Origin of the sequence: Pseudomonas sp. HMWF032 (assembly GCF_003060885.1) — a bacterium.
In the GTDB taxonomy this organism is placed as follows: Bacteria; Pseudomonadota; Gammaproteobacteria; order Pseudomonadales; family Pseudomonadaceae; genus Aquipseudomonas.
The window spans coordinates 83,160-103,034 of sequence record NZ_QAIG01000011.1; the positions used below are offsets into that span (position 1 = coordinate 83,160).

A 19,875-nucleotide genomic window follows, 5' to 3' on the forward strand; every position below is an offset into this window, starting at 1 on the left:
GAGACGAACGGCACGGTACGCGAGGCCCGCGGGTTGACCTCGATGACGAAGATGTCTTCGCCCTGCACGGCCATCTGCACGTTCATCAAGCCGACCACGCCGAGCTCCAGAGCCATTTTCTTGACCTGCTCACGGATCTCGTTCTGGATGTGCATTGGCAGCGAGTACGGTGGCAGCGAGCAGGCCGAGTCACCGGAGTGCACACCGGCTTGTTCGATGTGCTGCATGATCGCGCCGATCACCACGGTTTCGCCGTCGCACACCGCATCCACGTCGACTTCAATGGCGCAGTTAAGAAAGTGGTCGAGCAATACCGGGCTGTCGTTGGACACTTTCACGGCTTCGCGCATGTAACGCTTGAGCTCGTCTTCCTGATAGACGATCTCCATGGCACGACCGCCCAGCACGTAGGACGGACGCACCACCAGCGGATAACCGATGGTCTTGGAGTGTGCCAGGGCTTCGTCTTCGCTACGCGCAGTGGCGTTAGCCGGTTGACGCAGGCCGAGGCGCTGAACCATCTGCTGGAAACGCTCGCGGTCTTCAGCGCGGTCGATGGCGTCTGGCGAAGTACCGATGATCGGCACGCCGGCCTCTTCCAGGGCGCGGCAGATCTTCAGCGGGGTCTGCCCACCGTACTGCACGATCACGCCTTTCGGCTGCTCGACGCGGACGATTTCCAGCACATCCTCCAGAGTCACCGGCTCAAAATACAGGCGATCGGAGGTGTCGTAGTCAGTGGAGACGGTTTCCGGGTTGCAGTTGACCATGATGGTCTCGTAACCGTCTTCACGCATGGCCAGCGCGGCGTGTACGCAGCAGTAATCGAATTCAATGCCCTGACCGATACGGTTCGGCCCGCCACCGAGGATCATGATCTTGTCGCGGGTCGACGGGTTGGCTTCGCACTCTTCCTCGTAGGTTGAGTACATGTAAGCCGTGTCAGTGGCAAATTCGGCCGCACAAGTGTCCACGCGCTTGTATACCGGCAGCACCTTCAACTTGTGCCGGTGGCTGCGCAGGGTTTTCTCGGTAACGCCCAGCAGCTTGGCCAAACGGATGTCGGAGAAGCCTTTGCGCTTGAGTTTGAACATCGAGTCGCGGTCGATACTGGACAGCGCCAGGGTCTTGATCCGCTCTTCGTCTTTGATCAGGTCTTCGATCTGCACCAGAAACCATTCGTCGATATTGGTCAGTTCAAAGACTTCAGCAACTGTTTTGCCGGCGCGGAAAGCGTCGGCGATGTACCAAATGCGGTCAGCGCTGGGCACGGTCAGTTCACGGCGCAGCGTACTTTCAGCTTCTGGGTCATTCAGGTCCAGCACGGGATCAAAGCCTGACACACCGACTTCCAGGCCGCGCAGGGCTTTCTGCAGAGACTCCTGGAAAGTGCGACCGATGGCCATCACTTCACCAACCGATTTCATCTGGGTAGTCAGGCGGGCATCGGCTTTGGGGAATTTCTCGAACGCAAAGCGCGGGATTTTGGTCACGACGTAGTCGATGGCCGGTTCGAACGAAGCCGGGGTACGACCGCCGGTGATGTCGTTGGACAGCTCATCAAGGGTGTAGCCCACGGCCAGCTTGGCGGCGATCTTGGCGATCGGGAAGCCGGTGGCCTTGGAGGCCAGCGCCGAGGAACGTGACACGCGCGGGTTCATCTCGATCACCACCATACGGCCGGTGTTCGGGCAAATACCGAACTGCACGTTGGAGCCGCCGGTTTCCACACCGATTTCACGCAGCACCGCCAATGAGGCGTTACGCAGGATCTGGTATTCCTTGTCGGTCAGGGTTTGCGCCGGGGCCACAGTGATCGAGTCACCGGTGTGCACGCCCATCGGGTCGAAGTTTTCGATGGCGCAGACGATGATGCAGTTGTCCTTCTTGTCGCGGACCACCTCCATCTCGTACTCCTTCCAGCCGATCAGGGATTCGTCGATCAGCAGCTCATTGGTCGGCGACAGGTCCAGACCGCGGGCGCAGATTTCTTCGAACTCTTCGCGGTTGTAGGCGATACCGCCACCGGTGCCTCCCATGGTAAAGGACGGACGAATGATGCACGGAAAGCCGACTTTCTCGAGTACGCCGTAGGCTTCTTCCATGTCGTGGGCGATTCCGGAAACCGGGCACGCCAGACCGATGTCTTTCATCGCCTTGTCGAAGCGCGAACGGTCTTCGGCCTTGTCGATAGTGTCGGCGTTGGCACCGATCATCTCGACGCCGAACTTTTCCAGGATGCCGTGCTTTTCCAGATCCAGGGCGCAGTTCAGCGCGGTCTGGCCGCCCATGGTCGGCAGCAGTGCGTCAGGGCGTTCCTTCTCGATGATCTTGGCCACAGTGGACCACTTGATCGGCTCGATGTAGGTGGCGTCCGCCATGGCCGGGTCGGTCATGATGGTGGCAGGATTGGAGTTGACCAGAATGACGCGGTAACCCTCTTCCTTCAGCGCTTTACACGCCTGGGCACCGGAATAGTCAAACTCGCAGGCCTGGCCGATAACGATCGGGCCAGCACCGAGGATCAGGATACTTTTAATGTCTGTACGCTTTGGCATGTTCTCTCTCTCGAATCCTTGGGTCAGTCGGCGGGCTTAACGGCGCTTGGCCATGGCTTCGATAAATCGGTCAAACAAGGGGGCTACGTCGTGCGGGCCAGGGCTGGCTTCAGGGTGACCCTGAAAGCTGAAGGCGTCCTTGTCGGTGCGTTCGATACCCTGCAGGGTGCCGTCGAACAGCGACTTGTGGGTGGCACGCAGATTGGCCGGCAGACTCGGCTCGTCCACGGCAAAACCGTGGTTCTGACTGGTGATCATCACCACACCGGTTTTCAGGTCCTGCACCGGGTGGTTGGCACCGTGATGACCATGGCCCATTTTCAGGGTCTTGGCGCCCGAAGCCAGAGCCAGCAACTGGTGACCGAGGCAAATACCGAAGACCGGAATCTCTGTCTGCAGCACGTCCTTGATCGCCTGGATGGCGTAGTCGCACGGCTCAGGATCGCCTGGGCCATTGGAGAGGAACACGCCATCGGGATTCAGCGCCAGCACCTCGGCAGCCGGCGTCTGCGCCGGCACCACAGTCAGGCGGCAACCGCGCTCGACCAGCATGCGCAGGATGTTGGTCTTGACCCCGTAATCGTAAGCAACCACGTGGTAAGGCAGAGCACTGGCGGCGACTTCAGGATGGCTGTCGCTTTTCAGCTCCCAGGTGCTCGAGCGCCACTCGTAACGGTCGGTGCAGCTGACTTCTTTAGCCAGGTCCATGCCTTTCAGCCCCGGGAAACTGCGCGCCAGCTCAAGGGCTTTTTCCTCGGTGGCGTCGTCGCCAACCAGGATGCAGCCATTCTGTGAGCCTTTTTCACGCAGGATGCGGGTCAGGCGACGGGTATCGATGCCGGCAATGGCAACGGTGCCGTTTTCCTTGAGGTACTCATCCAGCGGTTGTTTGTTGCGCCAGTTACTGGAGATCAACGGTAGATCGCGGATGATCAGGCCGGCAGCCCAGACGCGGTCTGACTCGGCATCTTCCGGCGTGGTGCCGGTGTTGCCGATGTGCGGATAAGTCAGGGTAACGATTTGCTGGGCATAGGAAGGATCGGTAAGGATTTCCTGATAGCCGGTCATGGCGGTGTTAAAAACCACCTCTCCAATAGTCTGGCCATCGGCACCGATGGCCTCGCCGCGAAAAATGCTGCCGTCAGCAAGAGCCAGAATGGCAGGTTTAAGGGCTGGCTTACTCAAGAAAACCTCCGAAAATCAAAACGTGAAGCAAACGCAGATTGTAAAAAAGCGGGATGACGTATCGACCGTCACCCCGCTTTTTTATCTGATTCATTCTGCGCAACTTTAGTGGACACACTAAAGCAGAAAGCTTACAGGAAAGTCCTTTTTTGGTCCACCGCCAGTTGCAGGCAAGACACAGCGAAGGGGCCTTCCTGCGACAGCAGGCCTCAGTTCAGACCGAGCACATCCTGCATGTCGTAAAGCCCCGGCTGACGATCCTGCAGCCAAAGAGCCGCACGCACCGCGCCTTTGGCGAAGGTCATACGGCTCGACGCCTTATGGGTAATCTCCACACGCTCACCATCAGCTGCGAACAGCACGGTGTGATCGCCGACTACGTCGCCAGCACGCACAGTGGCAAAGCCAATGGTTTCACGCTCACGCGCGCCGGTCTGACCTTCACGACCATACACCGCCACTTTCTGCAGATCACGCCCCAGCGCATTGGCCACTACTTCACCCATACGCAGCGCGGTGCCGGACGGCGCATCAACCTTGTGCCGGTGATGGGCTTCGATGATTTCGATATCCACGTCATCACCCAGCACCCGCGCCGCAGTGTCGAGCAGTTTTAGGCACAGATTGACGCCGACACTGAAGTTGGCAGCGAACACGATCGGAATCTGCTTGCCCGCCTCAGCCAGCAGCTGTTTCTCCGCTGGAGAGAAACCGGTGGTACCAATGACCATGGCCTTGCCCGCCTGACGGCAGACCTCTAGGTTTTTCAGGGTGACCGAAGGGTGCGTGAAATCGATCAGCACATCGAACTGATCCAGCACGGCATGCAGATCACCAGCCAGATTGACGCCTATCTTGCCCTGCGCCACCAGCTCACCGACATCTGCACCAACCAGACTGCTGTCGGCGCGATCAATCGCCGCGCTCAGGCGCGCACCATCGACCAACTGCACAGCCTCGATCAGGGTCTTGCCCATGCGCCCGGCGGCGCCCATCACAGCAATACGTTGCATAACCATCCGCTCCAAACTGTCGCAACAGGCGACTACCCCCGCAACGCGGTCAAGGCAGCCACCCATCAACAGGATTTACAGGTCGCCAAAGAAGCGCTTAACACCCTCGAACCAGCCATTGGCTTTCGGCGAATGCGAGCTGTCGCCTTCCAGGGTCTTGCGGAACTCATCGAGCAGTTCGCGCTGGCGACGATCCAGGTTGACCGGAGTCTCCACCGCCACCTTGCACATCAGATCACCCGCACCGCCACCACGCACCGGCGCCACGCCCTTGCCACGCAAGCGGAACATCTTGCCAGTCTGGGTGCCTTCTGGAATCTTCAGCTTGACCCGCCCATCCAGGGTCGGCACTTCCAACTCGCCACCCAGCGCCGCATCGGCAAAGCTGATCGGCACTTCGCAGTACAGGTGTTTGCCATCACGCTGGAAGATCGCGTGCTCGCGCACATTCACCACCACGTACAGGTCGCCCGCCGGGCCACCCATGGCACCCGCCTCACCTTCGCCGGAGAGCCGGATACGGTCGCCGGTATCCACGCCCGCCGGCACTTTCACCGACAGGGTCTTGTGCTCTTCCACACGACCATGGCCGTGGCAGGAACCGCACGGATCGGTGATCATCTTGCCGCTACCGTGGCAACGCGGGCAGGTCTGCTGCACCGAGAAGAAGCCCTGTTGCATGCGCACCTGGCCGATACCGCCACAAGTGGTACAGGTCACCGGACTGGTACCCTTCTTCGCACCCGAACCATCGCAGGTTTTGCAGTTGACCAGCGTCGGCACGCGAATAGTCACCGTGGTGCCACGCACCGCTTCTTCCAGGTCCAGTTCCAGGGTGTAACGCAGGTCACTGCCGCGCTGCGCACCGCCGCGTTGGCCACCACGACCACCGCCACCACCGAAGAAATCGCTGAACACATCGCCAAAAATATCGGAGAAATTCGCCCCACCGAAGCCCGCACCACCGGCTCCACCACCCATTTGCGGATCAACACCGGCATGGCCGTACTGGTCATAGGCCGACCGTTTGGCAGCATCGGAGAGCACTTCGTAAGCCTCGTTGGCTTCCTTGAACTTCTCTTCCGAGGCTTTATCGTCGGGATTGCGGTCCGGGTGGTACTTCATGGCCAGGCGGCGGTAAGCCTTTTTCAGCTCCGCTTCGCTGGCACCGCGCTCGACACCGAGCACCTCGTAATAGTCACGTTTAGCCATAAGTCTTCAACACCTTCAAATCGTCTACTCCAGACACGCCAACGCGGGAGCAAGCTCCCGCGCGGCGGATCATGCCGGACGTGACTTGCGCCACGCCCGGCCAGAGCGGCATAAGCTTGCGCTTACTTGTTGTCTTTGACCTCTTCGAACTCAGCATCGACCACGTCGTCCGCTGCGTCCTTGGCTTGCTCACCACCGGCCGCCTGGGCACCCGGCTGCGGCTGCTCGGCGTACATTTTTTGCGCCAGCGGGGCAGTTACTTCGGACAGCGCCGTCATCTTCGCTTCGATCTCGGCTTTGTCGTCGCCCTTCACGGCCGCTTCCAGTGCCGACACAGCCGCCTCGATGGCTGTTTTCTCTTCCGCAGTGGCTTTATCACCCGCTTCAGTGATCATCTTGCGGGTGGCGTGCACCAACTGGTCGCCCTGGTTGCGCGCACCGGCCAACTCTTCGAACTTGCGATCTTCCTCGGCATTGGCTTCAGCATCACGCACCATCTGCTGGATTTCTTCCTCGGACAGACCGGAGTTGGCCTTGATCACGATGGACTGCGACTTGCCAGTGGCTTTGTCCTTCGCGCTGACGTGCAGGATGCCGTTAGCGTCGATGTCGAAAGTCACTTCGATCTGCGGCACACCGCGCGGCGCCGGCGGAATCTCGGCCAGGTCGAATTTACCCAGCGATTTGTTACCGCTGGCCTGCTTACGCTCACCTTGCAGCACGTGAATAGTCACCGCACCCTGGTTGTCGTCAGCAGTGGAGAACACCTGCGACTTCTTGGTCGGAATCGTAGTGTTCTTCTCGATCAGCGCAGTCATCACGCCGCCCATGGTTTCGATACCCAGGGTCAGCGGACTGACGTCCAGCAGGAGCACGTCCTTGACGTCACCGGCCAGTACCGCCCCCTGAATGGCCGCACCCATGGCCACGGCTTCGTCCGGGTTAACGTCCTTGCGTGCTTCCTTGCCGAAGAAATCAGCCACGGTTTTTTGCACCAGCGGCATACGGGTCTGACCACCGACCAGAATCACGTCGTTGATCGAACCCACATCGATGCCAGCATCTTTCAGCGCGATGCGGCAAGGCTCGATGGTGCGCTGCACCAGATCCTCAACCAGGGCTTCCAGCTTGGCACGGGAAATTTTCACATTGAGGTGCTTCGGCCCAGTCGCGTCTGCCGTGATGTACGGCAGGTTGACGTCAGTCGACTGACTGGAAGACAGCTCGATCTTGGCTTTTTCAGCAGCTTCTTTCAGACGCTGCATGGCCAGCGGGTCACCCTTGAGGTTCATGCCGCTTTCTTTCTTGAACTCGTCAACGAGGTAGTCGATCAGACGAATGTCAAAGTCCTCACCGCCGAGGAAGGTGTCACCGTTGGTCGCCAGCACTTCGAACTGGTGCTCGCCATCGACTTCAGCGATCTCGATCACCGACACGTCGAAGGTACCACCACCCAGGTCATAGACGATCACGGTGTGGTCGCCCTTGGCCTTGTCCATACCGTAAGCCAGAGCGGCTGCGGTCGGCTCGTTGATGATGCGTTTGACGTCCAGCCCCGCGATACGGCCGGCGTCTTTGGTGGCCTGACGCTGGCTGTCGTTGAAATACGCAGGAACGGTGATTACCGCTTCGGTCACTGACTCGCCGAGGTAGTCTTCGGCGGTCTTCTTCATTTTCTTCAGCACTTCGGCGCTGATTTGCGGCGGTGCCATTTTCTGGCCGTTAACCTCAACCCAGGCGTCCCCGTTGTCAGCCTTGGCGATCTTGTAAGGCACCATTTGGATGTCTTTCTGCACGACATCCTCTTCAAAACGACGACCGATCAGACGCTTTACCGCATACAGGGTGTTGTGCGGGTTGGTCACTGCCTGACGCTTGGCCGACTGACCTACCAGGATTTCGCCATCATTGGCGTAAGCGATGATCGACGGCGTGGTGCGCGCGCCTTCGGCGTTCTCGATAACCTTGACGGTGCCGTTTTCCAGAATAGAGACGCAGGAGTTGGTGGTCCCCAGGTCGATACCAATAATTTTGCCCATCTTCACTCTCCCGAAACTTTGATAATTCCGCAACTGATCGTTGTCAGCGGCGGTAGCACTAAAACGCTTGGCTGTTTAATGGGGGCGGCTTGACGAATTTCAAGCCTGCTCATCAATAGATGGCGGCGCTTCGGCCGGTGCCTTGCTGACCACCACCATCGCGGGGCGCAGCAGGCGACCGTTAAGCAGATAGCCCTTCTGGAACACCTTGAGCACGCTGTTAGGCTCGACATGGGTGCTTTCCTGCAGTGCCATGGCCTGATGGTGCTCAGGGTTGAACGGCGCACCATGCGGGTCGAGCGCCTCCAGTTGGAAACGCTTGAGGGTGTCGTGGAACAGCTTAAGCGTCAGCTCCATGCCTTCACGAACCGACTTGATCGCCTCATCGTTCGGGCTCGACAACTCAAGGCCGCGCTCCAGACTGTCCACCACCGGCAGCAGGTCGTTGGCGAATTTCTCCAAGGCGAACTTATGCGCTTTCTCGACATCCTGCTCAGCGCGGCGGCGCACATTCTGCAAGTCGGCAGCCATGCGCAGCGACTGATCCTGCGCAGCGGCCAGTTGCTCTTCCAGCGCTTGCACGCGGGCAACCAGATCATCACCCGCAGCCGCGTCGGCAGCTGTTTGTACGTCGGGGTTCTGCGTATCCAGGGTCTGTTCGTCAGCCATGCGTTTCTCCTCATGAAATTCGACGCGAGCCTCAACTCGCGTGCCTGAGCGTTATATGGGGCCAAAAATTGTGGTTTCAAGGACCGCAGACGGATTGTCAGCCCATCAAAAAACACTGTATAAATAACCAGACATGAACTTGGGAGACCCTCGCCATGCTGGTGCACCTGTCCGTACACAACTACGCCATCGTTGAACACCTTGATCTAGAGCTGGACGCTGGCATGAGCGTGATCAGCGGTGAAACCGGCGCTGGTAAATCGATCATGCTCGACGCCCTCGGCCTGACCCTGGGTGATCGCGCCGATAGCGGCGTGGTGCGTCCTGGTGCGGACAAAGCGGACATCCTCGCCAGCTTTGACCTGACCGATATCCCTGAAGCCCGTGCCTGGCTGACCGAACGCGATCTGGACAATGACGGCCCATGCATCCTGCGCCGTGTAATCACCGCCGAAGGCCGCTCACGCGGCTACATTAACGGCGCCCCCTGTCCGCAAGGCGACCTCAAGGCCCTGGGCGAACTGCTGATCGACATCCACAGCCAGCATGAACACCAGTCGCTGCTCAAGGCCGACACCCACCGTCGCCTGCTCGACGAATACGCCGGCAGCCAGGAACTGGCGCGCCAAGTGCAACTCGCGGCACAACGCTGGAAGCAGACCAAGAATGAACTGGAGCGGGTTTCCAGCATCGGCGACGAACAGCGCGCGCGCCACCAATTGCTCAGCTATCAACTGGAAGAACTCGACAACCTGGCCCTCGGCGAAGACGAACTTGAACAGCTGGAACAGGAACACAAGAACCTGACCAACGCCGAAAGCCTGCTCAGCGCCTGCCGTCTGGTAATCGAACAATGCAGCGATAATGATGCCGGCAACGTGCTGTCCGCCCTGACCGGCAGCCTGAATCGCCTCAGCGCCTTCCAGGGCCAACCCGGCGCATTGAGCGAAGCCACCAACCTGCTGGCCAGCGCACAAATCCAGGTAGAAGAAGCCGTCGGCGAACTGAACCGTTTCCTTGATCATTTCGACGCCGACCCTGAACGCCTGCGCCAGATGGAAGAGCGCCTGGACGCGATCTACACGCTGGCGCGCAAGCACCGTATCCAGCCCAGCGAACTAGGCGCCATGCAGCAGCAACTGTTCGAGGAGCTGGAAAGCCTCAATGCCGACGACCAGGCCGCCGAACGCCTGAGCGACGAACTGGCCGCCTTCGAACGGCATTACCAGGAAAAAGCAGCGGAACTCAGCACCCTGCGCAACAAGGCCGCTAGTCAACTGGACAGCGCGGTCGAGCAGGAAATGCAAACCCTCGGCATGCCCGGCGGGCGCTTCACCATCAAGCTAACGACCCACACCAACAGCGAGCCACAGCCTAACGGCCTGGAGCAACTCGAGTTTCTGGTCAGCGCCAACCCTGGACAACCGCTGAAAGCCCTGGCCAAGGTCGCCTCGGGCGGCGAGCTGTCGCGCATCAGCCTAGCGATTCAGGTAATCACCGCGCAAACCTCGCGGGTGCCCACCCTGGTATTCGATGAAGTCGACGTCGGCATTGGCGGCCCCACCGCCGAAGTGGTCGGTCAGCTATTGCGCCGCCTCGGCGAACGCGGGCAGGTACTGACCGTCACCCACCTGCCGCAAGTCGCGGCACAAGGGCATCAGCACCTGTTCGTGCACAAAGTGCGTGAAAGCGATGCCACCCGCACAGCAGTGAGCAAACTGAGCCCTGCGCAGCGGGTCGAGGAAATCGCGCGCATGCTCGGCGGCGTCGATCTCACCGAAGAATCCCTGGCCCACGCGCGACAGATGGTCGGCAGCGCCCAGGCCTGATCGAACCGCGCAATGCAAAAAGGCGACCCTAGGGTCGCCTTTCTCATACCAGCAGCAATCAGCTTTTCTTGCGCACGTACAGCACAAGGTTGTGATCGACCAGCTCGAAACCGTGCTCTTTGACGATCTCTTTCTGACGCTTCTCGATCTCAGGATCAAAGAACTCGATCACCTCACCCGAGTCGACGCACACCATATGGTCGTGGTGCCCGCTATCAGCCAGTTCAAATACCGCATGACCGCCATCAAAGTTGTGGCGCACCACCAGGCCTGCGGCTTCGAACTGAGTCAGTACACGGTAAACAGTGGCCAGGCCAACATCGTCGCCCGCCTCCATCAAAGATTTGTAAACGTCTTCTGCACTCATATGGCGCTGACCGGCAGAGTCGAGCATTTGCAGAATCTTGACCCGTGGCAGGGTCACTTTCAGGCCAGCCTTGCGTAGTTCGCTATTTTCAACCATGGTCTGCTTTCTCGCGGAAGCGGCTTCGCAGCTTCCCTTATTGCGGGTATGATCCGGGTTTATGTTGCCCAGCCAAGATAGTGGAAGTCACCCTCCGATGCAAAAAACCAAGCTCCTGCTGACCAGCCTCACCCTTACGGGGCTACTCGCACTCGCCGGTTGTTCATTCCCCGGGGTTTATAAAATCGACATTCAACAGGGCAATGTCGTCACGCAGGACATGATAGACCAGTTGCGACCAGGAATGACCCGCAAACAAGTGCGGTTTATCATGGGCAACCCGCTGCTGACTGACACCTTCCACGCCAATCGCTGGGACTACCTCTACAGCATCCAGCCCGGCGGCGGCCAACGCCTGCAGGAGCGCGTCAGCGTCAACTTCAATGCTGACGACCAACTGGTGGGCCTGTCCGGTGATTTCATGCCGGGCGTCAGCCGTGACCAGGCCATTCTCGGTGAAGACAGCGGCGTGACAACCCCGCAAACCACCCAACAGCCAGCCGCCGAAGAAAAACCGGCGCCCGGCTCACTGCTTGAGCAGATTCAACGCGAAGTGGACGACGTGAAAGTTGTTCCAGTACCCGTCCCCGAGCCCCTGGAAAGCACACCGCAGTAATATTTGCTCATACAAAAAGCCCGGACATATCCGGGCTTTTTCGTTTCAGGGCAACCTGTTCACTACTCAGCTTCCACCGTCTTCAGCCCTGGCCTGCGCCGCCTTGGCCGCGCGCTGCTTGCGCACCTCTTTCGGATCAGCGATCAGCGACCGATAGATCTCCACCCGTTCACCGTCTTCCAGAATCCGCTCATCGGGCTTGCTGACGGCCTTACCGAAGATCCCGAGCGGGCTGTTCTGCAGGTCCAGCCCAGGGAAATGCGCTTGCATACCGGACTGCAGGGCTGCCTGGCGAACCGTGGTGCCGTGAGGCAGGCTCAGGCGCAGCAGTTTCTGCTTGTTGGCCAGGGCATAAACCACCTCGACCACGATGTTTGGCTTATCCATAGAGTTGCTTGGCCCTCTGGCAGAAGGCATCCACCAGCGTATTGGTGGCCTGATTAAACAAGGGACCCAGCGTCGCCCGCACCAACGGCCCAGCGTAATCGAACGTCAGGTCCAGACTGATCTTGCAGGCTTTGTCACCCAGCGCCTTGAACTCCCACTGGCCATACAACTGGGTAAACGGCCCTTCAACCAGGCTCAGCTTGATCGACTCACCAGGCACCAGGGTATTGGCCGTGACGAAGCGCTGGCTCAAGCCACCCTTAGCCACCGCCAGACTGGCGCGCATGTGAGTTTCGCTGACATCCAACACCTCGCTGGACGAACACCAGGGCAGGAACTGCGGGTAGCTCGCCACATCGTTGACCAGATCAAACAAAGCCTGAGCCGGATAAGGCAGCAGCGCCGAACGCTGAATATGAGTACTCATAACGCAACCACGTTAATTAACAGGGGGCAGGCGATCATTTGCTCAACTCTGCGACGAATACGATCAACATACCGATAGGCGCGACCACACGGATCAACCAGTACACCAGGCTGAACAGCAGCGGCATCATGATGCGCAGGCCGCGCTCAAGACCGACCACCACGCCACGAACAATGACAAAACCGGTCAGCAGCATGAACAGCATGTGCCACTGCGTCAGCCGCCACAGGTCAGCCGTCAGCGCACCAAACGCCGCGCCGACAGCGTCCGCACTGATGCTGATAAACTGCCCGCGCCCCATGTTGAGGGTGTAATCAAGCGACCAGCCGGCCACCACGCTGTAAAAAGACAGGATCAGCAGCGCAGCGATCATGCCCATCAGCGCGACCCAAGACCCCTTCGGTGAGGCCCACGATTCGATGGCAAGGGACTTCAGGGTGTTCACCGGGCTCTGCCGGCCACGGCGACCAATCAGGGTTTCGGCCAGCAGGATCGGCAAATCAACCATAAAGATGCACACCAGGTACATCATGACGAAGCCCCCCACCGTACATGCCGGTCATATAGGGGAACTTCCAGATAGTACCCAGGCCTACTGCCGAACCGGTTGCCGCCAGAATAAACACCCAAAGGCTGGCCCTGGCGCCGAGAATCGAGACCTTGTCGTTCGCCATATTCTGCTAGTCCGCTCAACTGGAAAAGATCGCGCATTGTCGGGGATTCACCAGGGCGGCTCAAGCACAGCCGACGCCAAGTGGCGCGCAAGCACTTTTGCTGTGTCACGCACATAGCGCACGCGCCAGTGACTCCCTATAATGCGCGCCCTATGGCTAAACAAAAGAAACATCCGCAAGGCACCATCGCGCAAAACAAGAAGGCGATGCACGACTACTTCGTCGAATCCAGGTTCGAGGCTGGCTTGGTCCTGTCCGGCTGGGAAGTGAAGAGTCTGCGCGCCGGCAAGGCTCAACTGGTCGACAGCTACGTGCTGCTCAAGGACGACGAGGCCTGGCTGATGGGTTGCCACATTACCCCCCTGAAAACCGCCAGCACCCACGTGATTGCGGACCCCACCCGCACCCGCAAGCTGCTGCTGAACAAGCGCGAACTGGACAAGCTGTTTGGTGCCGTGCAGCAAAAAGGCTATACCTGTGTGGCCATGTCGCTGTACTGGAAGGCGCACCTGATCAAGTGCGAAATTGCCCTGGCCAAGGGCAAGAAGGACTTTGACAAGCGCAATACCGAGAAAGAGCGCGACGCTGACCGCGAAGTACAGCGCGCCATGCGCAGCAAAGGCAAAGACGAGTAAATCGACCCTGCACTCGCAAAAACGCCCCGCACATGCGGGGCGTTTTCGTGACAGCACCGGGGCTAGCGCAGCTCGCTGAAAGCCAGCTTCACCCCTAGCCCTACCAGCACCGCCCCCATCATGCGATCAAACCAGTGGCCCAGCCGCGCAAACCCGGCACGCACCCGCTGGTGACTGAACAACTGAGCCACCATGCAAAACCACAGCGCCGTAGCCACCGCCAGATAAACCCCATAACCCGCCTGCACCGGCAGCGGCGTGTGCGGATTGATCACGACGGTAAACAGCGACAGGAAGAACAGCGTGGCCTTGGGGTTCAGCCCATTGGTCACAAAACCCGCAACAAAGGCGGCACGCGGCGAGCGCTCGCCTTCATCCAGGCTCAACTCGGCATCGCTCGGGCTTGCCGGTTTGGCCCGCAATGCGCGAATGCCGATGTACAGCAGATAAGCCGCCGCCAGCCACTTCAGGGCGTTAAACAACACAATCGACTGCGACACGATCAAGCCGATACCCAACAGCGAATAGGCCACATGGATGAAAATCCCGCAGCCCACACCAAGCGCACTGAAGATGCCGGCGCGCCGCCCGTGCGCCACACTCTCACGCACCACAATCGCGAAATCAGGGCCAGGGCTGGCCACGGCCAGCAGGTGGATCAGGGCCACAGCTAAAAACTCGGTCCAGTACATGGGGCGGCTCCGCGACGTCGAAATGATTCTGTTAGGCTCGCCACCTTACTCCCCGCCCAAACCCGCAGGATAGATACAGCTGATGAGTAACAGTCACCGCGCGGTCTTTCTCGACCACCGTTCACTCGACCTAGGCGACCTTGATTTATCCAGCCTGAGCGCCTGCTTTAATGGCCTGCTGCTGTATCCGCACAGCACACAGGCGCAAACCATCGAACGTCTGCAAGGCGCACAGGTAGCGATCAGCAACAAGGTACCGCTGGATGCCGAGGTGTTTGCCGCATGCCCGGAGCTGAAGCTAGTTTTGGTGGCCGCCACTGGCACCAACCCGATTGATCTGGCCGCCGCCCGCGCCCATGGCGTCAGTGTGTGCAATTGCCAGGGTTACGGCACGCCCTCGGTGGCGCAACACACCCTGATGCTGCTATTGGCGCTGGCCACGCGCCTGCCCGATTACCAGCAGGACGTTCGCGCCGGCCGCTGGCAACAGGCACAGCAGTTCTGCCTGCTCGATTACCCTATCGTCGAACTGCACGGCAAAACCCTCGGCCTGCTCGGCCATGGCGAACTGGGTGGTGCAGTCGCCAAACTGGCCGAGGCCTTTGGCATGCGCGTGCTGCTCGGCCAGCTGCCTGGCCGCCCTCCTCGCGCCGACCGCGTGCCGCTGGATGAACTGCTGCCCCAGGTCGATGCCCTGACCCTGCATTGCCCACTGAACGACCATACCCGCAACCTGATCGGCGCCCGTGAACTGCACCTGATGAAACCCACCGCTTTCCTGATCAATACCGCCCGCGGCGGCCTGATCAACGAGCACGCTCTGGCTGAGGCACTGCGCGCCGGCCACCTGGGCGGCGCAGCCACCGATGTACTAACCCAGGAGCCGCCAAAAGACGGTAACGTCCTGCTCGCTGCCGACATTCCACGTTTGATCATCACCCCGCACAGCGCCTGGGGCAGCCGTGAGGCAAGGCAACGGATCGTCGGTCAACTCAGTGAAAACGCTTTGTCCTTCTTCAACGGCACGCCCATGCGCGTAGTCAGCTAAGCTACGCGACTTTTTTCAAGGAGCGCTTATGGACCCGCGAAGCGAAGTACTGCTGCGCCAGCCCGATCTATTCAACGGCCCGCTGCTGCTTGCCGGCTTGCCGGCGGATGACTTGCTCGGTCAACTCCCCGAGGCCCACGGCTGGAGCTGGCATGCCGGCGAACACGCATTGCTGGACGCCCGCTTCAGCACTCGCTGCCACTTTGACACCCAACCCGGCGAACGCGAATTCCAGGCAGCCGTGCTGTTTCTGCCGAAATCCCGCGAGCTGACCGAATACCTACTCAATGCCCTGGCGGCGCGCCTGAATGGCCGCGAACTGTTTCTGGTCGGTGAAAAGCTTGCCGGCATTGAGCGCGCCGCCAAGCAGCTGGCTAACTTCGGCCAAGCACGCAAGCTCGACAGCGCGCGGCACTGCCAGCTCTGGCAGGTACGGGTTGAGCACGCACCCGCCACGCCGGATCTGCACAGTTTGGCGCAACGCTACGAACTGGCCCTGGCCGACGGTCCACTGCAGGTACTCAGCCTGCCAGGCGTATTCAGCCATGGCCGCCTGGACGTTGGCAGCGCGCTGCTGCTTGAGCATCTCGATGGCTTGCCAAGTGGACATATTCTGGATTTCGGCTGTGGCGCCGGCGTACTCGGCGCGGCGCTGAAACGCCGCTACCCGGACAGCCAGATCACCCTGCTGGACGTGGACGCCTTCGCCGTCGAAAGCAGCCATCTGACCCTTGCCGCCAATGGCCTGCAGGCTGACGTGATCAATGGCGACGGCATTGATGCCGCACCCACGGGGTTGAGTGCGATCCTCAGCAACCCGCCCTTTCACCAAGGCGTGCACACTCACTACCAGGCCACCGAACACCTGCTGCGCCAGGCCAGCCTGCACCTGGCCAGCAAAGGCGAATTGCGCCTGGTGGCTAACAGCTTTCTTAGATACCCACCGCTGATCGAACAGCACCTCGGCCCCTGCCAGACGCTGGCCGACGCCAAGGGATTCCGCATCTACCAAGCCCGCAAAAGCTAAACGGGACTTGCCCTATCACGGATGCGCGGGCAAAATGCGCGCGTCCTAGGGGAGTAGTCTCCCGCGAGCGCCAGCTCGCCCGGCACGCGTCAACACACTTGCTCAGCAGAGCATGGCGCGTGCGACCCAAGGCCCACTCAGAGGGGCCTGCGGTTTGACAAGACCTATGACACGCACACCTTACCCGGGGCGGGAAGGCTGTACGTGTCATAGCCATGTCGACCCGCCCCTTTAGGAAAGCCTGATGCTCGAATCCCTGTTTGTCCCCACCTTTATCGTTGCCCTCGCCGAAATTGGCGACAAGACTCAACTGCTGGCCTTGCTGCTGGCTGCGCGTTTTCGCAAACCCTGGCCCATCATCTGGGGCATTGTCGTCGCGACCCTGGCCAACCACTTTGCCGCCGGCGCGATCGGCAACTGGGCTGCCAGCTTCTTTTCCCCGGCCACCTTGAGCTGGATCCTCGCCGCCAGCTTTGTCGCCGTGGCCCTATGGACCCTGATTCCCGACAAACTGGACGACGACGAAAGTTCCAGTTTCAAACGCTACGGCCCATTTCTGACCACGCTGATTGCCTTCTTCCTGGCGGAAATGGGCGACAAAACCCAGGTGGCCACGGTGATGCTCGCGGCGCAGTACCCACATTTCATTCTGGTGGTCATCGGCACCACGCTGGGCATGCTGATCGCCAACGTCCCTGTGGTTCTGGCGGGAAATTTTGCCGCCGAGCGCCTGCCACTGACCCTGATTCGTCGGCTGGCCGCCTGCGCCTTTGCTGCGCTGGCCGTCTATGCGGGGTTTCAGGCGTTGAAATTCAGCGGATTAATTTGACATCGCTTTGACGCCATATCGCTGGCGTTTCGGCCAATACCCCAGTTCGCTGGCGGCTGTACAGTGCGCAACATCCTGCTCACTCAGCCGTCAGGGAGATACGCATGTCACTGGATGATCGGAAAAGGCTTGTTCGCCATCATATTGACCTGTCGTGGAACAAGGGCCGTACCGCGCTCGCCGAGCAAATGCACAGCCCGGACTTTCTCTACAAAAGCTCATTCATCGGTCGACCGCTGTCCAGCGCCGCCTTCGCCCAAATGGTGCAGGACATCCGCCATGCCATGCCGGACCTGCAAGTGGTGATCGAGGAGTGCATCGCCGAGGGCAATAAGGTAGTGACCTGGAGCACCCTGATTGGCACCATCGAGAAGCCCGCGCTAGGTTATCCACCCAGCGACAAGGTGCTGAGCATCTCTGCCATGGCATTTTGGACGCTTACACCGAGCAATGAAATCCAGGAAATCTGCACCATGTTCGACATGGAAAGCTTCCGCGCACAACTCGGTTTGGCCAGCCAACCCTTTGCAGACAAGGCGCTACCCTGAACCTTCAAGCGAGACAAAAAACACCCCCATCGGGGGCGTTTTCCTTAACGCAAGTTAGCGCGCCTGTTCATACAGCGGCATGACCTTGGGAATCGCCGCCTGCAATGCTGCAATCCGGCTGCTGGAAGACGGGTGCGTACTCATGAATTCAGGCGGCGCACCTTCGCTGGCAGCGGCCATCTTCTGCCACAAGCTGACGGCAGCATTGGGGCTGTAACCAGCCCGTGCAGCCAACTCCAGACCAATCAGATCAGCTTCGTTCTCATTGCCACGGCTATTGGGTAGCGTCAGACCATACGTCACCGCAGCATCCGCCAGGGCCATGGTATCGGAACCCAGGCCGAGCAAAGCACCCGCCCCCTGCTTCGTCAGCTCTATACCATAGGCCTTGGACATCGCCTCGCGGCCGTGTTCGCGCAGCGCATGAGCTATTTCATGCCCCATGATTGCGGCAATCTCATCGTCGCTGAGCTTTAGCTTCTCGATGATCCCGCTGTAAAAAATGATCTTGCCACCCGGGCCACAGTTGGCATTTAGCTCAGGACTTCGGATCAGGTTGACTTCCCACTGCCACTGCGCGGCGTCAGGACGGAACAGCGGCGCCTGAGCGATCAGCCGGTCAGCAATGGTGCGCAGACGTTTGGCGTTTTTACTGGTCTTATCCAGCGCGCCCTGACTCGACGCTGCGCTCAACGTCTGCTGATAGGACTGCGCATACATCTGGTTGACTTCTTGGGTCGACAACATGCTGAACATGTACTGCTTGCGCTCGACACCCACAGCGCCACCGCTGGTGGTATTAACAGCCTGACAGGCTGTCAGCAGGCCACAGAGCCCGAAACTGGCCAGGCGAATTAGAGTGTTCATGTCAGTTCTCCTTCACGACAGCGTCGTATGCTAGGCCGCGCAGTGGCGCAACACAACCCGAGCGACTTGCACGATATCCAGCACGGCGCTTAGCTAATTGAAGATACCGACTAATGCTTTGTGATTGGACGGCCGATACACCAAGGACAGGTGCAACCTATGCGTTGAGGAGTCCCTATGCGCTTCAAGTCAATCCAGTTTTCTGTCGTAACCCTGGCAGGCGCCAGTATTCTTGCGGTAGTGGTCGCACTGGTGCTGTATGCCTTGTTCGCCGGCGCTCGAACCCAGAGCCTGGTTCAGGAACGCACACAGAGCCTTTTGGAAGAGGTTATCGATCAACGCCTGGTCGCCCTGGCCGAAGCCCAGGTAGGCGAGCTGCAGCGCCAGTTCGAACACCCCATGATCGTTGCCAAGGCCCTGGCCACCCTAAACAGTCGCATGGGCACCAACAGTGACGGTACGACCGCCCTCAGCCTGAGCCGGGATGAGTTGAGCAACCTGGTCGGCGAGTACCTTAGGGCCAACCCCGAGCTGCTCGACTTCTACATTGGCTGGGAAGCCAACGCCTTCGACCAGGACGATGACTTGTATGCCGGCCAGAAGGAAAATGGCTATGACAGCAGCGGACGTTTCATGCCCTGGTGGTATCGCGACGGAGACCAACTGAAGCGGGAAGCGCTCACGGCCGAGCAAATGGAAAGTGAAAAACTGCTGCCAACAGGCGTACGCGAAGGGGAATACTACCTATGCACCAAGGCCAGCAAACAACCCTGCGTGATTGACCCAGCCTCCTTCGACTTCGGCGGTAAGCAAGTGCTGGTGGCATCATTTAACGCACCAATTGTGGTCAATGGGCAATTCAAGGGCGTTGTGGGTAACGACCTAGCCCTCGACTTTATCCAGAGCCTGCTCAATACCGCCAAGAGCAAACTCTACGCAGGCGCTGGCGAACTGGCACTTGTCGCAGCCAACGGCACCCTCATTGCAGCCACCAAAGATGCCAGCCTGATTGGCAAACCAGCCAGCAACTTGCTGGACAATGACCTGCTCACGCAACTCAAACAAAGCAGCACCGAACAACCCATCAATCGACTCGACGAAGAACGTCAGGTATTTCAGTTACTCCTGCCGTTCAAAGTAGCGGGCACCTCGACCCG

General features: G+C 59.6%; 17 protein-coding genes, 2 pseudogenes and 1 riboswitch. Of the genes and pseudogenes, 7 read left to right on the forward strand and 12 right to left on the reverse strand.

Going from position 1 to position 19,875, the window contains the following annotated elements; translation table 11 throughout:
* From carB to grpE, 6 genes and pseudogenes are all read right to left on the reverse strand, one after another.
* On the reverse strand, positions 1–2,558 hold a 2,558-nt coding region (carB, locus tag DBR00_RS15580; RefSeq protein WP_256583047.1), incomplete at its 3' end, for a carbamoyl-phosphate synthase large subunit.
* Positions 2,559–2,594: 36 nt separating this feature from the next.
* Positions 2,595–3,743 (reverse strand): glutamine-hydrolyzing carbamoyl-phosphate synthase small subunit, encoded by a 1,149-nt coding sequence (gene carA / locus DBR00_RS15585; RefSeq protein WP_108488859.1) that lies wholly within the window; start codon positions 3,741–3,743, stop codon positions 2,595–2,597.
* A 209-nt stretch (positions 3,744–3,952) separates the two neighbouring features.
* Positions 3,953–4,756 (reverse strand): 4-hydroxy-tetrahydrodipicolinate reductase, encoded by an 804-nt coding sequence (gene dapB, locus DBR00_RS15590; RefSeq protein WP_108488860.1) that lies wholly within the window; start codon positions 4,754–4,756, stop codon positions 3,953–3,955.
* 75 nt (positions 4,757–4,831) lie between these two features.
* Positions 4,832–5,968 (reverse strand): molecular chaperone DnaJ, encoded by a 1,137-nt coding sequence (dnaJ, locus tag DBR00_RS15595; RefSeq protein ID WP_108488861.1) that lies wholly within the window; start codon positions 5,966–5,968, stop codon positions 4,832–4,834.
* A 122-nt stretch (positions 5,969–6,090) separates the two neighbouring features.
* Positions 6,091–8,007 (reverse strand): molecular chaperone DnaK, encoded by a 1,917-nt coding sequence (dnaK, locus tag DBR00_RS15600; RefSeq protein ID WP_108488862.1) that lies wholly within the window; start codon positions 8,005–8,007, stop codon positions 6,091–6,093.
* Positions 8,008–8,106: 99 nt separating this feature from the next.
* A pseudogene (grpE, locus tag DBR00_RS15605) lies at positions 8,107–8,679 on the reverse strand (nucleotide exchange factor GrpE); the annotation flags it as partial.
* Between the two features lie 152 nt (positions 8,680–8,831).
* On the opposite strand from grpE, the gene recN reads away from it, so the two are divergent.
* On the forward strand, positions 8,832–10,505 hold the full coding sequence (recN, locus tag DBR00_RS15610) for a DNA repair protein RecN (protein ID WP_108488864.1): 1,674 nt from the start codon (positions 8,832–8,834) through the stop codon (positions 10,503–10,505).
* A 58-nt stretch (positions 10,506–10,563) separates the two neighbouring features.
* Here recN and fur read toward each other — a convergent pair whose 3' ends face one another.
* Positions 10,564–10,968 (reverse strand): ferric iron uptake transcriptional regulator, encoded by a 405-nt coding sequence (gene fur / locus DBR00_RS15615; protein WP_108488865.1) that lies wholly within the window; start codon positions 10,966–10,968, stop codon positions 10,564–10,566.
* A gap of 97 nt (positions 10,969–11,065) precedes the next feature.
* On the opposite strand from fur, the gene DBR00_RS15620 reads away from it, so the two are divergent.
* Positions 11,066–11,584: an outer membrane protein assembly factor BamE gene (locus DBR00_RS15620; RefSeq protein WP_108488866.1), complete on the forward strand. Its 519-nt coding sequence runs from the start codon at positions 11,066–11,068 to the stop codon at positions 11,582–11,584.
* A 66-nt stretch (positions 11,585–11,650) separates the two neighbouring features.
* Here DBR00_RS15620 and DBR00_RS15625 read toward each other — a convergent pair whose 3' ends face one another.
* The 3 genes and pseudogenes from DBR00_RS15625 to DBR00_RS15635 form a co-directional block, all read right to left on the reverse strand.
* The gene (locus tag DBR00_RS15625; protein WP_108488867.1) at positions 11,651–11,971 is read right to left on the reverse strand and encodes an RnfH family protein; all 321 of its coding nucleotides are present in this window, start codon (positions 11,969–11,971) and stop codon (positions 11,651–11,653) included.
* Positions 11,964–12,398 carry a type II toxin-antitoxin system RatA family toxin gene (locus tag DBR00_RS15630; protein ID WP_108488868.1) on the reverse strand — a complete coding sequence of 145 codons (435 nt, stop codon included), beginning with the start codon at positions 12,396–12,398 and terminating at the stop codon, positions 11,964–11,966. Before DBR00_RS15630 ends, DBR00_RS15625 begins: the two co-directional genes overlap by 8 nt.
* Positions 12,399–12,489: 91 nt before the next feature.
* Positions 12,490–13,072 (reverse strand): annotated as a pseudogene (locus tag DBR00_RS15635) (sodium-dependent transporter); the annotation flags it as partial.
* 152 nt (positions 13,073–13,224) lie between these two features.
* Between DBR00_RS15635 and smpB the strand changes: the two are divergent.
* On the forward strand, positions 13,225–13,707 hold the full coding sequence (smpB, locus tag DBR00_RS15640; RefSeq protein WP_108488869.1) for an SsrA-binding protein SmpB: 483 nt from the start codon (positions 13,225–13,227) through the stop codon (positions 13,705–13,707).
* A 62-nt stretch (positions 13,708–13,769) separates the two neighbouring features.
* Here the strand turns inward: smpB and DBR00_RS15645 are convergent, their stop codons facing one another.
* The gene (locus DBR00_RS15645; RefSeq protein ID WP_108488870.1) at positions 13,770–14,399 is read right to left on the reverse strand and encodes a LysE family translocator; all 630 of its coding nucleotides are present in this window, start codon (positions 14,397–14,399) and stop codon (positions 13,770–13,772) included.
* 82 nt (positions 14,400–14,481) lie between these two features.
* On the opposite strand from DBR00_RS15645, the gene DBR00_RS15650 reads away from it, so the two are divergent.
* The 4 genes from DBR00_RS15650 to DBR00_RS15665 all read left to right on the forward strand — a co-directional run bounded on the left by DBR00_RS15650 (position 14,482) and on the right by DBR00_RS15665 (position 17,851).
* On the forward strand, positions 14,482–15,447 hold the full coding sequence (locus DBR00_RS15650; RefSeq protein ID WP_108488871.1) for a 2-hydroxyacid dehydrogenase: 966 nt from the start codon (positions 14,482–14,484) through the stop codon (positions 15,445–15,447).
* A 28-nt stretch (positions 15,448–15,475) separates the two neighbouring features.
* The gene (locus tag DBR00_RS15655; protein WP_108488872.1) at positions 15,476–16,474 is read left to right on the forward strand and encodes a class I SAM-dependent methyltransferase; all 999 of its coding nucleotides are present in this window, start codon (positions 15,476–15,478) and stop codon (positions 16,472–16,474) included.
* A gap of 30 nt (positions 16,475–16,504) precedes the next feature.
* Positions 16,505–16,710, forward strand: a riboswitch (yybP-ykoY riboswitch).
* An 8-nt stretch (positions 16,711–16,718) separates the two neighbouring features.
* Positions 16,719–17,303, forward strand: coding sequence for a TMEM165/GDT1 family protein (locus DBR00_RS15660; RefSeq protein ID WP_108488873.1), 585 nt, complete (start codon positions 16,719–16,721; stop codon positions 17,301–17,303).
* Between the two features lie 104 nt (positions 17,304–17,407).
* Positions 17,408–17,851: a ketosteroid isomerase-related protein gene (locus DBR00_RS15665; RefSeq protein WP_108488874.1), complete on the forward strand. Its 444-nt coding sequence runs from the start codon at positions 17,408–17,410 to the stop codon at positions 17,849–17,851.
* A 54-nt stretch (positions 17,852–17,905) separates the two neighbouring features.
* On the opposite strand, the gene DBR00_RS15670 is transcribed toward DBR00_RS15665, so the two are convergent.
* Positions 17,906–18,718: a M48 family metallopeptidase gene (locus DBR00_RS15670; RefSeq protein ID WP_108488875.1), complete on the reverse strand. Its 813-nt coding sequence runs from the start codon at positions 18,716–18,718 to the stop codon at positions 17,906–17,908.
* Positions 18,719–19,875 lie beyond the last annotated feature (1,157 nt).

Bases quoted from the DNA above. Each gene is read 5' to 3' on its own strand.
- fur (WP_108488865.1), bottom strand. From the start codon at position 10,968: ATGGTTGAAAATAGCGAACTACGCAAGGCTGGCCTGAAAGTGACCCTG.
- dnaK (WP_108488862.1), bottom strand. From the start codon at position 8,007: ATGGGCAAAATTATTGGTATCGACCTGGGGACCACCAACTCCTGCGTC.
- DBR00_RS15620 (WP_108488866.1), top strand. From the start codon at position 11,066: ATGCAAAAAACCAAGCTCCTGCTGACCAGCCTCACCCTTACGGGGCTA.
- recN (WP_108488864.1), top strand. From the start codon at position 8,832: ATGCTGGTGCACCTGTCCGTACACAACTACGCCATCGTTGAACACCTT.
- smpB (WP_108488869.1), top strand. From the start codon at position 13,225: ATGGCTAAACAAAAGAAACATCCGCAAGGCACCATCGCGCAAAACAAG.
- DBR00_RS15660 (WP_108488873.1), top strand. From the start codon at position 16,719: ATGCTCGAATCCCTGTTTGTCCCCACCTTTATCGTTGCCCTCGCCGAA.
- DBR00_RS15655 (WP_108488872.1), top strand. From the start codon at position 15,476: ATGGACCCGCGAAGCGAAGTACTGCTGCGCCAGCCCGATCTATTCAAC.
- dnaJ (WP_108488861.1), bottom strand. From the start codon at position 5,968: ATGGCTAAACGTGACTATTACGAGGTGCTCGGTGTCGAGCGCGGTGCC.
- DBR00_RS15630 (WP_108488868.1), bottom strand. From the start codon at position 12,398: ATGAGTACTCATATTCAGCGTTCGGCGCTGCTGCCTTATCCGGCTCAG.
- DBR00_RS15645 (WP_108488870.1), bottom strand. From the start codon at position 14,399: ATGTACTGGACCGAGTTTTTAGCTGTGGCCCTGATCCACCTGCTGGCC.
- dapB (WP_108488860.1), bottom strand. From the start codon at position 4,756: ATGCAACGTATTGCTGTGATGGGCGCCGCCGGGCGCATGGGCAAGACC.
- DBR00_RS15670 (WP_108488875.1), bottom strand. From the start codon at position 18,718: ATGAACACTCTAATTCGCCTGGCCAGTTTCGGGCTCTGTGGCCTGCTG.
- DBR00_RS15665 (WP_108488874.1), top strand. From the start codon at position 17,408: ATGTCACTGGATGATCGGAAAAGGCTTGTTCGCCATCATATTGACCTG.
- DBR00_RS15625 (WP_108488867.1), bottom strand. From the start codon at position 11,971: ATGGATAAGCCAAACATCGTGGTCGAGGTGGTTTATGCCCTGGCCAAC.
- DBR00_RS15650 (WP_108488871.1), top strand. From the start codon at position 14,482: ATGAGTAACAGTCACCGCGCGGTCTTTCTCGACCACCGTTCACTCGAC.